Annotated in this window: 10 protein-coding genes; 1 reads left to right on the top strand and 9 read right to left on the bottom strand. The window is 51.5% G+C overall.

Translation table 11 applies throughout. The features are described from left to right. From PBOR_RS27850 to lonB, 9 genes are all read right to left on the bottom strand, one after another. Positions 1-687: a CpsD/CapB family tyrosine-protein kinase gene (locus tag PBOR_RS27850; protein WP_042217121.1), complete on the bottom strand. Its 687-nt coding sequence runs from the start codon at positions 685-687 to the stop codon at positions 1-3. Further along, complete coding sequence (locus PBOR_RS27855) at positions 668-1444, bottom strand: YveK family protein (protein WP_081972214.1); 777 nt, start codon at positions 1442-1444, stop codon at positions 668-670. The genes PBOR_RS27850 and PBOR_RS27855 overlap by 20 nt, the downstream gene beginning before the upstream one ends. Positions 1445-1544: 100 nt before the next feature. Continuing rightward, a complete protein-coding gene (locus PBOR_RS27860) occupies positions 1545-3548 on the bottom strand; it encodes an S-layer homology domain-containing protein (protein ID WP_042217122.1) in 2004 nt (667 codons plus the stop codon). Between the two features lie 86 nt (positions 3549-3634). Continuing rightward, entirely contained in the window at positions 3635-4417 is a 783-nt protein-coding gene (locus tag PBOR_RS27865) for a tyrosine-protein phosphatase (RefSeq protein WP_042217123.1), read from the bottom strand. Between the two features lie 100 nt (positions 4418-4517). Beyond that, a complete protein-coding gene (locus tag PBOR_RS27870) occupies positions 4518-5105 on the bottom strand; it encodes a hypothetical protein (RefSeq protein WP_042217124.1) in 588 nt (195 codons plus the stop codon). Between the two features lie 28 nt (positions 5106-5133). Further along, complete coding sequence (yihA, locus tag PBOR_RS27875; protein ID WP_042217125.1) at positions 5134-5799, bottom strand: ribosome biogenesis GTP-binding protein YihA/YsxC; 666 nt, start codon at positions 5797-5799, stop codon at positions 5134-5136. 12 nt (positions 5800-5811) lie between these two features. Further along, positions 5812-8211 (bottom strand): endopeptidase La, encoded by a 2400-nt coding sequence (gene lon, locus PBOR_RS27880; protein ID WP_167549577.1) that lies wholly within the window; start codon positions 8209-8211, stop codon positions 5812-5814. A gap of 246 nt (positions 8212-8457) precedes the next feature. Beyond that, positions 8458-8961 carry a DUF2798 domain-containing protein gene (locus tag PBOR_RS27885; protein WP_042217126.1) on the bottom strand — a complete coding sequence of 168 codons (504 nt, stop codon included), beginning with the start codon at positions 8959-8961 and terminating at the stop codon, positions 8458-8460. 634 nt (positions 8962-9595) lie between these two features. After that, the gene (gene lonB, locus PBOR_RS27890; RefSeq protein WP_042217127.1) at positions 9596-11305 is read right to left on the bottom strand and encodes an ATP-dependent protease LonB; all 1710 of its coding nucleotides are present in this window, start codon (positions 11303-11305) and stop codon (positions 9596-9598) included. A gap of 190 nt (positions 11306-11495) precedes the next feature. Between lonB and PBOR_RS27895 the strand changes: the two genes are divergently transcribed. Then, positions 11496-12959 carry a spore germination protein gene (locus PBOR_RS27895; protein WP_042217128.1) on the top strand — a complete coding sequence of 488 codons (1464 nt, stop codon included), beginning with the start codon at positions 11496-11498 and terminating at the stop codon, positions 12957-12959. Positions 12960-12965: the final 6 nt, after the last annotated feature.

The following is a 12965-nucleotide window of genomic DNA, read 5'->3' on the forward strand; positions in this document are numbered from 1 at the left end:
TCAATTGCCATAATAGTAATAATAGTAGCCTTCGCTAGCTTTACGTTTAACATTATTCAGTACTACGCCAAGCATTCTTGCCCCTACCCGGTCCAGACCTGCCTTTGCCTTAATGGCAATATCCCGCTTAACCTTGCCATAACTCACGACCATAATGACACCATCGCTCTTGGAGGCCACAATCTGTGCATCTGTAACTGCCAATAGTGGTGGCGTATCAATCAGAATAACATCGAATAGATGGCGTAACTCCTGCAGAACAGCACTCATGCGATTGGACGCCATCATCTCTGCCGGATTCGGCGGAATAGGACCAGAAGTCATTAAGGAGAGGTTATGCACTCCTGATTCTTGGATCACCTCAGACAGTTCAGCCTGTTGGGATAATAATGAAGACAATCCGTAACGGTTACTGAGCGAAAAAGTCTTGTGTGCGGTAGGTTTACGTAAGTCACCGTCAATGAGCAGCACCTTCTTATCCGCTTGAGCATAGGCAGCGGCAAGGTTAGCTGTCACTGTAGACTTCCCTTCCTCCGGTCCGGAAGAAGTGACCATGATGACCTGAATCCGTTCGTCTACTGAGGAGAAATCAATATTCGTGCGCAGTGCCCGAAAAGCTTCAGATACAGGCGAGCGGGGATTCGTCACGGTAATCAGATGGCGTTGTTTACTTGGCTGCTGTGACATGTTCGAGATCTCCCGCCTTTCTGGTCTGCGTCTGTACTAGCTGTTCCGTGGTCTTCGTTTCTTCTTGTCCAAGCCGTGTAATCATCGCAATCGTCGGCAGTCCAAGGTATTTCTTAATGTCATCCTCTGTCTTCAGCGTATCATCCAGATATTCCAGCAAGAAGGCAATCCCCAGACCGATCATCAAGGCTACGATAAACGCAATCGCGAGATTCATCACCACATTCGGCTCTACCGGTCCTGGTGCAACTGGAGGATTAAGCTTAGCTTCATTAAGGATGGATACATTCTGCACATTGAACAGGGAAGGAATCTCCTGCTTGAACACAAGTGATATGGCATTCACGATTTCTGCGGCTCTCTGATATGAATTATCTCGAACGACAAGTGTCATCACCTGCGTATTGTTTACGGAGCTAACATTAACCTTCTTCAGCATTTCCTCCGCAGTAATCGCGAATTGCGGATAGTCCTTAGCCACAACATCGAGGATTGCCGGTGTCTTAATAATTTCCTTGTACGTATTGATAAGCTGAATATTCGTATTAATCTGGTTAAGATCCAGCTGCCCTACTGTAGATTGAGTAGGTGTCTGATTAACAATAATCTTCGTTGAAGCCTCATACACCGGATTCTTAATGTATAAGCTGTAGACCCCGGCAAGTACACATGCCACGATAACAATGCTAACAATCATCCACAGTCTCTTCCTGACAATCTGGAAATAATCGCGCAGATCCAATTCTTGTGCTGACAAGTGAATTTCCCTCCAAGCTGTTTCTGTAATATTCCACCTAAGCTAAAAAAGTGCCTCCTCTCTAATAGACGAGAGGAGGCTCTCCACACTTACTATTTACTTACTTGAAGTTGATTGTACGGTAGATAATAACTGCTGCTTCTGCACGTGTAGCAGTATTGTTAGGGTTGAACTTGCCTGCGTTACCGATAACCAGGTTATTGCTGGCAGCGAAGGCAACTCCGTCTCTCAGCGATGCACTGATCTTAGCAGCATCAGAGAACTGGCTTAGCGCACTTGCACTAGTAGTTGCATCAGGGTTCACCGACTTAACTGCACGTGCGATCATGGTTGCCATTTCCGCACGGGTAATGGTTGCATTAGGATCGAATTGTGCAGCGCTGCGTCCGGTAATGATACCTTTCTCAGCAGCAACAGCTACATATGGAGCATACCAGGAAGTAGAGCTAACATCGCTGAAGCTCTGCTTAGCGGAGTTGTTCTCCAGGTTCAGTGCGCGAATCAGCATCTTGGCGAATTCAGCACGGGTCACATTGCTCTTCGGAGCAAAGTTGCCGTTACCCACGCCTTCGATTGCGCCCTTAGCAGCTACAACGGCAATTTGTCTTCCCGCCCAAGCCTGTACACTTGCAATGTCTTTGAAGCTTACTTTGTTCTCTACTACTGCGTAGGAAGAGAACGTGTCACGTGGTTCTACGATATAGTCACCGTCTACAACACCGCCCTGGAACTGCAGCGCACCGTATACAACCTTAGCAACGGAGAGCAATTCTTTGTCTAGGCCTGTTGTATTCTTCAGTGGCAGCTTGATTGTCAACGGCTGCTGGAAGGTTGTTGTAGCAACGCCGCCTACAGTCAGATCAAATTCATATACGCTTGATGCCAGCTTCAGGCTGGAAATCGAGGTTACAGTAGTGTCAGCAATTGTGGATACAGTCAGTGTAACCGCATCGTTGAATTGGCCTACTGGAATCGTTACGGTCAAACCGTTGAAGGTAATGGCAATGTTGGCAATGCCTTTAGCCTTAGCGGCATCAATGATTGCTTTGGACAATGGAACTTCAACTGTTGCAGCATTCACTGTACCCAGGTTCAGGGTAAGTGTAAGGCCTGTCTTACCGGCATTAGCAGCAACCAGGGCATCGAATGCTTTCAGTACATCAGCATCAACCAGCTTAAGTGTCGCCTTGTCTCCAACAATAGTTACCAGCTTGGATACATCGTAGATTCCAGGTGTAGCTGTTGGATTGGTAACTGGAGTTGTTACTACAGTTCCGCCACCGCCACCGCTGCTACCGCCATCACCGCCACTATTGAAGCCGTACGCTTTGATATAAGCAGTAGCAAGAGCCTTCACCGCAGGCTTCGCTGTTGGAAGTGTAGCATTCAGGTTCTTCAGAGTCAGCTTCACATCAGCAGGAGCAATATCAAGATTGTATACTACCTGACTAACTGTAAGGGCTCCTGTACCTGTTCTGTGGTTAAGCACAGCTGTAATGGCATCATCAATGAGAGCATCCTGGCTTGTGGAATTAGCGATAATATCAAGCAGTTGAGCATTTGTCTTGCTGCTGACCAATGCGCGGAGTTCTGCTTCCACACCATTGCTACCCAGCAGGAATTCAATCAGGTCATCAAATGTAAGCTCAGCCACGCCAGCTTCTGCAGCGATCTTGTTAAGCAGGTTTACATTATCCAAATCATAACGAATAGCTTTAATTTCAGCAAAATCATTAGCATACACATCATAAACTACACTGGATACGCTCTTGAATGCTTTATGGGCAGTTGCAACATCACCATCATTCAAGAATGTAAGCTTGTCCAGCACTGGCTTGAAGATAGCTTTGAATGTAGTAATGTCAATGTTGCCTGCTTCTAATTCATAAGCCAGAAGCTTCTCCTTGTCTGCTGCAGTAAGTTGATCATATACATTCTTCACTTTGAGCTTCGCATCTGCGTGAGTAACCGCTGCCGCAGAAGCCGTACCTACGATCCCAAGATGCTGGGCCAGGCCTTTACTGCTGAATGGGAATCCGGCAACGGATGCCGCTGCCATGCTTACTGCTAGTGTAGATACTGCCAATTTTTTCTTCAAAGTCACTTGTCATCCACCTCTTTGTATGTAGTTTTATAAAATTTATAGCTTTAATCCAGTAATACCCATTCTACCATTAAACAACAGGGAGGTCACCCTTTACGAGAAAAAAATCCGAACAATCTATGAAGTTTGCTGCCAGATTGAACAGGATTAACTCGAATGATCTCCTCATTAGCAACAATTCTGCGCGAATTGTGTAGAAAAAAGTCGAATGTCTCATTTCCCAATTGTTTCTTCACAACCTCGTAAGCCTCGCTTAAACCGAACGGACGATTACTAGAATCATGTGCATCTGATGCAATCACCTGTATAGTCCCCCGCCGGCACAAGTCTAGTGACACCTTCTGCAGCTTACTCCCGAAGGTCCCGGCAAGACTCTGGGCCGTCAGCTGTCCAAGTGCTCCCAGTTCGGTTAGCCGCTCCAGCTTGGTCGGATTCTCGGCGACCTCGGCATTACGCTCCGGATGGGCGATTACCGGAACATAGCCCTGAATGATCAATTCATGACAGACCTCCTCCATGTTGCGGGGCACCCGCGAGGAGGGCATCTCCAGCAGAATGTACCTGGAGCCTGCAAGCGTCAGCAGCTGTCCCTTCTCCAGATCATCCAGCAGATCGCCGTAGATACGAATCTCCTGGCCCGGCAGCACCTGAAGGGGATTGCCCGCTTCTTGGAGCTTCTCATTCAGCAGCCGCACAGCTGCTTCTATATCTGGAGCCGGATTCATATAAACTCCGTTCGCATGGTGCGGGGTGGCAACTACAGTTGTAATACCATCGTTATGGGCGTCTTGCGCCATGGCGAGAGCGGCGTCAACATCAGCGGCTCCGTCATCCATGAAGGGTAGAATGTGGCTATGGATATCTATCATATGTCTTTTATCGGTCCTTTTCGGGAGGATATGTATAGATTTCGCAAAAAAATACAACCATTTCACTAGGAAATGATTGCTAAATTTTAAATTAAACTTCTTAAGCTTCTAACTGAAAGAGCCGGTAAGCAGACAGCGCAAGCTGTTCGTCTACTTCACGGATAGCCGCTTCATGCTGACAAGTATTGCGGAGATCCAGTAAGCTATTAATCTTCCGGCGCTCCTGCTCTATCTCCTGCTCTACCGTCTGCAGCTTGTAAATAGACATCATCTCTACTAATGAATATTTATGCTGATAGATCAGCTTAGTGCCGCCCGGTCTCACTTCCGAAATCCGGCGCACCGAGCCTCCCTCATAGTAATACATCATCGTTAATTCCTTATAAATCCGGTTCACGGTTCCCGTGCCCTTATACATGAAGAAGAGCTTACGGACCGCATTGATCAGATGAGGATTCACTACCCTGCAGGACAAGGAACCAATATAGATGCCGCCTTTGCGTTCAAAAGACAGATGTACCTCCTCGCCCCCGGCCTCTTCCAGCACAATCTCTTGTTCACCTGCCCCAAGGATCTTCACGCGGTGGCTGATATAGCTGGTATCGGCGGTAAGCAGAAACTGGTTCAGCTGAAATTCGGTCATTTGCATTGTTGCATTCACATATTCCATAGCCAGACGCTGAGCCATAACCATCCCTCAATTCTATGACAAACCCTTAAGTCTCAGAAGACTCTTCGTGCTGTGGTTCATCCCCGGATTCCTGATCATCCGGTTCTGCCGGAGGTTCTTCTTCGGTAGGAAGAGTATGTCTATCGATAAGTTCCCATAGTTCGTCTTTGCCAAGTCCAATTTCTGAAGAATAAGCAATGAAGTTATCACCCGGCAGCACACCGAGCTCCTGCTTCATCACTTTGATGTGCTTCGGCCAGCGGGTCTTCGGAATCTTATCCGCCTTGGTTGCCACTACACAGAGCGGCAGATCATAGTGCTTCAGCCAGTCGAACATCATCTTGTCATTGCCGGTTGGCGGATGACGAAGGTCTACAACGAGCAGAACCATTTTCAGCGTTTCACGTTCGGACATGTATTTCTCAACCATTTTGCCCCAGGAGGCGCGCTGCGTCTTGGAGACCTTAGCGTAGCCGTAACCCGGAAAGTCGACGAAGTACATACTTTCATTAATACGATAATAGTTCATATGCTGTGTCTTACCCGGTGTAGAACTGGTACGGGCGAGATTCTTGCGGTTAATCATGCGGTTGATCAAGGATGATTTCCCTACGTTGGAGCGCCCTGCCAGAGCAATCTCCGGCAAGGCATCCACAGGGTACTGGTCAGGGCCTACGGCACTGATCACAAATTCGGCATTGTTAACTTTCATAGGACTTCCTTTCTAATGCACACTACTAGGCGCTTCAATACTAATTTCTGTATCTGTATCCGTATCTGTGTCTCTGCCGCTGACGGCCCCGTGATCAACAAGTGCATGCTTCAGCACCTGGTCCATATGGGCTACGGGCACAAACTCAACATCGTTACGGACACTCTCGGGGATATCCTTCAGGTCACGCTCGTTATCCTTAGGAATGAGGATCTTCTTGTAGCCTGCACGGTGGGCTGCCAGCGATTTCTCCTTGAGGCCCCCGATCGGCAGCACACGTCCGCGCAGCGTAATCTCGCCGGTCATCGCCACAGTCTTCGAGACATAACGTTTCGTCAGGGCGGAGATGAGCGCTGTAGCAATCGTAATCCCTGCGGACGGACCGTCTTTCGGGATCGCACCTTCGGGAATGTGGATATGAATATCGTTCTTCTCATGGAAATCCGGTGCCAGTCCCAGCTCCTCCGCCTTAGAGCGGGTATAGCTGAAGGCGGCCTGCGCCGATTCCTTCATCACATCGCCCAGCTGTCCGGTCAGCGTCAGCTTGCCCGTCCCCTGCACAACCGTTACTTCGATCAGCAGCGTGTCGCCGCCAACCTCGGTCCAGGCCAGCCCGGTCACAGTACCGATCTGATCCTCCAGCTCCGCCATTCCATAGCGGTACTTCGAAGCACCCAGATAATCCTTGATCTCTTCCGGAAGAATGCTTACGCGTTCCTTCTCTTCCGAGACAATCTGCTTGGCGGCCTTGCGGCACAGGGCAGCAATCTGCTGCTCCAGATTACGCACCCCGGATTCCCGGGTGTACTCGCGGACTATCTTCAGCAGTGTATCGTCCTCAATGGATAATTGCTCATCTTCCAAGCCATGACTCTTGCGCTGCTTCGGCAGCAGATAGCGGCTGGCAATCTGCAGCTTCTCCAGCTCCGTATAGCCGGGAATGAACAGCATCTCCATCCGGTCCAGTAACGGACGCGGAATATTATGCACGGCATTCGCTGTTGTGACGAACATGACATTCGACAGATCGAACGGCAGCTCTACGAAGTGATCGCTGAACGTATTGTTCTGCTCAGGGTCCAGCACCTCCAGCAGTGCAGCCGACGGATCGCCGCGGAAGTCCGCTGCCATCTTGTCGATCTCATCCAGCAGGAAGACCGGGTTAATGCTGCCCGCAGTCTTCATCCCCTGAATAATCCGCCCCGGCATAGCACCGACATAGGTACGGCGGTGACCACGAATCTCCGCTTCATCCCGTACGCCGCCCAGCGAGATGCGGACGAACTTACGGTTCAGCGAGCGGGCGATGGAGCGGGCGAGCGAGGTTTTGCCGACACCCGGAGGACCAACCAGACACAGAATCGGACCCTTCAGACTCTTGACCAGCTTCTGTACAGCCAGATATTCCAGCACGCGTTCCTTCGGCTTCTCCAGACCGTAGTGGTCTGCATCCAGCACCTGCTCCGCCTTCTTGATATCCAGGTCATCTTCGGTCGCTTCGCTCCACGGCAGACCCAGCAGCCAATCTACATAGTTGCGGATGACGCTGCCTTCGGCCGAGCTTGCCGGCATTTTCTCCAGACGGTCGATTTCCTTCTCGATCTTCTCCTGCACACGCTCCGGCAGATGCTTCTCTTCCATCTGGGCGCGCAGCTCATCCGCTTCGCCGGCCCGGCCTTCCTTCTCGCCAAGCTCCTTCTGGATCGCTTTCATCTGTTCGCGCAGGTAATACTCCTTCTGGGTCTTCTCCATCTGCTTCTTCACGCGCTGGCTGATCTTGCGTTCCAGCTCCAGCACTTCACGCTCATTATTAAGGATATCGAGCAGCTTCTCCAGACGTTTGCTGACGTCAATGGTCTCCAGAATCTCCTGCTTCTCCTTAATCTTCAGCGCCAAATGACTGGTGATCACGTCGGCCAGCCGGCCCGGCTCTTCAATATCGGAGACCGCGGCCAGCGTCTCGGGAGTAACCTTTTTGGACAAGGTGATGTAGTGTTCGAACTGGCTTAGCACGGTACGCATGAGGGCATCGCTCTCCTGATCGACATCCTCCTGCTCCGGCAGCTCACGCGCCATTACCTCGTAATACTCCTCGTTATCCGTATAATGAATGATCTCGGCCCGCTCCACACCCTCCACCAGCACACGGATCGTGCCGTTGGGAAGCTTCAACATCTGCCGCACATTCGCAACTGTACCCACCCGGAAAATATCTTCTTGTCCCGGCTCCTCTATATTCACTTCCGACTGGGAGCAGAGGAGAATCAGGTTATCTTCAACCATAGCTTTTTCCAGTGCCCGGACGGACTTCTCGCGGCCTACATCTAAATGCAGAACCATGCTGGGATATACAAGAAGACCTCTAAGCGGTAATAAAGGAAAACGACGACCTTTCGATTTGCTTTGTATCATCGCTTTCGCACCTCCCATGGTTCATAAGTAGTGTCATATGCATTCATTCTAACAAAAGCGGCATGAAAACACCAACAAGCCTTGTGCCGCGGCAAATGCTGTGGCGCAGTCGTCTTTTAGTATTCGCTGAACTTAAGTGTACTATGCCGTCGCCTTTACTTAAAGGGTGCCTGGTTAATTAAAAGAAAAGAACGCCCGGCATGGACGTTCCCCGAATGTATTGTTATTTTGGACGATCAGCGCTGATTACGCATTTACACTTTCTGTCTTACGGTCCTGTCTTGCATGCAGGCTCTTCATTGCAAATCTTGCGATCGGCTGTGCCACCAGCAGTTCAATCCAGAAGGCTATCCCAAAGTTTCTTGGCCAAATATGAAGGAAGTTCCTAATGGGCTCCAGACTTACATGTCTCGTTCCAACCCATGTGCCGATAACCGACAATGAAATCGATAATACTGTAACATTCAATAAAATATTCAGGAGAACCCTGGCATTAAATCCGTCGGTTTGTCCTGTGAACTTAGGCAGCACTTTGCGGACAATAGGTCCTGCAACCAGCCGTACCAGCAGAACTACGATTACCCACATGAATGGAAGGATCTTCAGTGTATCCAGGTAGACTTCCTTACTGAATCCGAGCTCCAATCCTACAATAAGAGGAGCAATGGTATTGACTGAAATAATTGAAACAATTAACAAAAATAATAAACCTTCTTTGGCGTTTCTGGGCAGTCTTGTTTCTCCGTGCATGTACGTCATCTCCATAAAAATAGTATTTCAGATGGCAGACGTATCGTGAGACATATATTTTTAGTCCTATAAAAGACTAATATCTCTACACACTGATCTAATCATTATATCATTTTTGGCGGAGAAATGTCAGAGTTTCTTCTCAAAAAACTTGATCCTTGTACCAAGTGGAAACGGCTTCGCCGTCCTTATATGTACGGTATCCGTGGAGAGGATGCCGCAGGGATATCGGTTGCTGCCACAAGCAAGTGGATAAAGGTATCTTAATTTGCTGATTTTGGCGGATCGGGAGCAAGCAAGTGGAAAAATAACATTTAATTCGGGTGATTTAGCTGCTTTGGATGAAATGCGACGATTTAAGTGCTGTTTATCCAACTGCTGGTTCCGCAGGGTTCATCCGTTCCTCAACAAGTGTAGAAAATCCATCTATATCCGGGAGCTGCATCCGGTCCGTTAGCCCGGTGCCGAACTGAGTCCCTCTTTCGCCTAAAATAGCAACCTTACGGTCCGTAAGGCTCTGGAATCATTACATAACGAACAAGCTGAAACAGCTCTACTGTCCTCCAAAGGACGGTACTGCAAAACAATCCCCCAGATTCCTTATCTGAGGGATTGTCTTCAGACTATTTACTTCCTACCCGCCCAGACTCTCCCCCGAAGCATCCGCCTTCAGCAGCGAAGGCGCCGAAGAGAAGGTCTCGCCCGACACGGCAGGCATTCTCACGTCTGCCGTGTCTGTGCCGAACAGATGGCGGAAGACTTCTTCGACGGTGTCCATCGGGATAACCCGCAGGGGGCCGAGGTCGGAGAACAGCGACTGCCAGTTCTCCTTCGGGATCAGCACGGTGGTTGCACCGGCCTGGAACGCGGCCTCCACCTTGGCGACCACGCCGCCGACCGGCTTCACACGGCCGTGGAGGCCGATCTCCCCGGTGATCGCTACCGTGTTGTCCACCGGCAGCTGCCGGATGGCGGAGACGATAGCGACCGCCATGGCGACACCGGCGGACGGGCCGTCAATTGGCGTGCCGCCGGGGAAGTTAATGTGCAGGTCGTAGCGGTCCGGGTCCAGCTTCATCGTGCGCAGCACGGTCAGCACATTCTCGATGGAGCCTCTGGCCATACTCTTGCGCCGGGTTGTCCGTGAGCCTCCCCGCATCTCTTCTTCATCGACCACACCGGTTATATTCAGTCTGCCTTGACCATTCGCAGCGGGTGCGGCGGAGACTTCGATCTCCAGCAGCGTACCCATGCCCGGCCCGTAGACGGCAAGGCCGTTGACCAGCCCGATCTGCGGGGACGACGGAATCTTGCGCTCCGTCCGCAGCGGCAGCTGGCTGCTGCCCGCGACCCATTCCACTTCGGCAGCGCTAAGGGTATCCCGGCCTTCGGTCAGGGCCAATCCGGCGGCCAGCTGGATCATGTTGACCGCTTCACGGCCGTTCGTGGCATACTGCTGCACCACTTCCACCGCTTCGGGGCTTGGCTTCAGCCCGATCTTCTGGACGGCATCCCTTCCGATCACCGCAATCTCCTCCGGCAGCAGCGGCCGGAAGTAGATCTCCATACAACGCGACCGCAGCGCAGGCGAGATTTCGTCCGGCGAACGTGTCGTTGCGCCAACCAGCCGGAAATCGGCGGGCAGGCCGTTCTGGAAGATATCATGGATATACGCCGGCGTATTGCTGTCTTCTGAATTGTAATATGCACTCTCCAGCAGCACCTTACGGTCCTCCAGCACCTTCAGCAGCTTGTTCATCTGAATCGGATGCAGCTCTCCGATCTCATCCAGGAACAGAATCCCGCCATGCGCCTTGGTGACCGCTCCCGGCTTCGGCTGCGGAACTCCGGCCACCCCCATGGCCCCCGCACCCTGATAGATCGGATCATGCACCGAGCCGATGAGCGGATCGGCAATTCCGCGCTCATCGAAGCGCGCTGTAGTGGCATCAATCTCTGTAAACTTGGCATCCCGCTTGAACGGGGACAATGCATTCTTCTTCGCTTCCTCCATGACGACGCGGGCAGCCGCAGTTTTGCCCACCCCGGGCGGCCCGTAGATAATGACATGCTGCGGATTGGCACTGCAGAGCGCGGCTTTGAGCGCGCGCAATCCGTCCTTCTGTCCGACAATATCGTCGATGGAGGCCGGACGTGTCTTTTCTGAGAGCGGCTTGGTCAGTGAGATCATCCGCATCTTGCGCAGCTTATCCAGCTCCTTGCGCGATTCCCGGTCTACCGCCGTCTTGTTGGTCTTCTGTCCACGCAGCAGATTCCAAAAATAAACGCCGATGACCAGCGCAAAAAAGAGCTGCACGACCATCAGCAATATACTTAGTTCCATAGCACACCCTCCTGTTTCCTTCCGTCTGCCTATCCAGTATTTAACTACTACTAGGTAGTATAGCCGTTTCAATCATTCGTAAACGCCTGCGCTAAAAAAACAGAAGCCCGAGCCGCCCTTCCCGGCCTGCAGATTGCATACGATTTCCACAAACGGAAAGACTATACCGGATGACAGGAGGCGAATACACATGACACAGCTGGAAAATGCAGGATCGCCGCAGGAGAAGCTGCCGGAATCTCTATCCGCTTTCATAGAGGGCATGCAAGTCCGCCTGGGCAAAAGTACAGATATCATCTACCGGTTCATCTCGCTCGGCCCCTTGTCCGCTGTGCTTGTATTTATTGAAGGACTGTCTGAGCCGCGGGATCTGATACAGGCAATTCACGAGGATGCCAGCCTGTTCCATGAGCTGGACGGGTTTACAACGGAGACCTGCCTCAAGCTGCTGCAGGAACGGACGCTTACCCTGGGCAAGGTCGGGGAGATCAGCAACTATACAGAGGTTGAAACGGAAATCCTGGCCGGTAACACAATCCTCTTCATAGATGGAAGTGTTACCGCACTCTCTGCCGGCACAGAGGCGCTCAAGCAGCGTGCTGTGGAAGATGCCATCTCCCAGTCGGTTGTACGGGGACCGCGTGAAGGCTTCACCGAATCCCTGCGGGAGAATACCGCACTGGTCCGCAGGCGCATCCAGAACCCGAAGCTGCGGATCGAGTCACGCAAGCTGGGGGAGCAGACCCAGACGGATGTCGCGGTAATGTACATTGAAGGCAATGCCGATCCGGTAGTGCTAGAGGAGCTGCGCAGACGGCTGGATGACGCGAAGCTGGATAGCGTGCTGGAGAGCAATTACATCGAGGAGATGATTCAGGACAAGCGCTACAGCCCTTTTCCCACTGTCTATAATACAGAGCGTCCGGATGTCACGGCCTCGGCACTGCTGGAAGGACGGATCGCCATTCTGGTCGAGGGCACTCCGTTCGTGCTCGTGGTTCCTGCACTGCTGGTGCAATTCTTTCAGTCCAGCGAGGATTATTACCAGCGGAGCGATTTCGCCAGCCTGGTGCGGCTGCTGCGTTTTTTTTGTTTCGCCGTTGCGCTGCTGACTCCTTCCTTCTATATCGCCATTACTACGTTCCATCAGGAGATGATCCCAACCACTCTGCTGATCAGTCTGATCGGGCAGCGTGAGGGGATTCCTTTTCCGGCATTCCTTGAAGCGTTCATCATGGAGATCACCTTCGAGATTCTGCGCGAAGCCGGTATCCGGCTGCCCAAATCCATCGGCCAGTCCGTGTCCATCGTCGGAACCCTGGTTATCGGTCAGGCCGCGGTCGATGCGGGGCTTGTCTCAGCAGCCATGGTCATCGTGGTGTCCATCACAGCGATCGCCAACTTCGCATTGCCGGCCTTCAATGTCGGCATTTCTGTGCGGATGCTGCGTTTTGTGCTGATGGGTATTGCTGCCTCCTTCGGCCTGTACGGGATGATTATCGCGATGATAATTCTGGGTCTGCATCTGTGCAGCCTGGAATCGGTGGGCATTCCTTACATGACCTCCTTCGCACCTATGCGCTGGCAGAGCCAGCGGGATACCTTCATCCGCCTCTCGCGGCGTAGCATGAAGAAGTTTTTCGGACGAAATTAGAGGTTG

The organism is Paenibacillus borealis (assembly GCF_000758665.1).
Taxonomy (GTDB): Bacteria; Bacillota; Bacilli; order Paenibacillales; family Paenibacillaceae; genus Paenibacillus_AQ; species Paenibacillus_AQ borealis.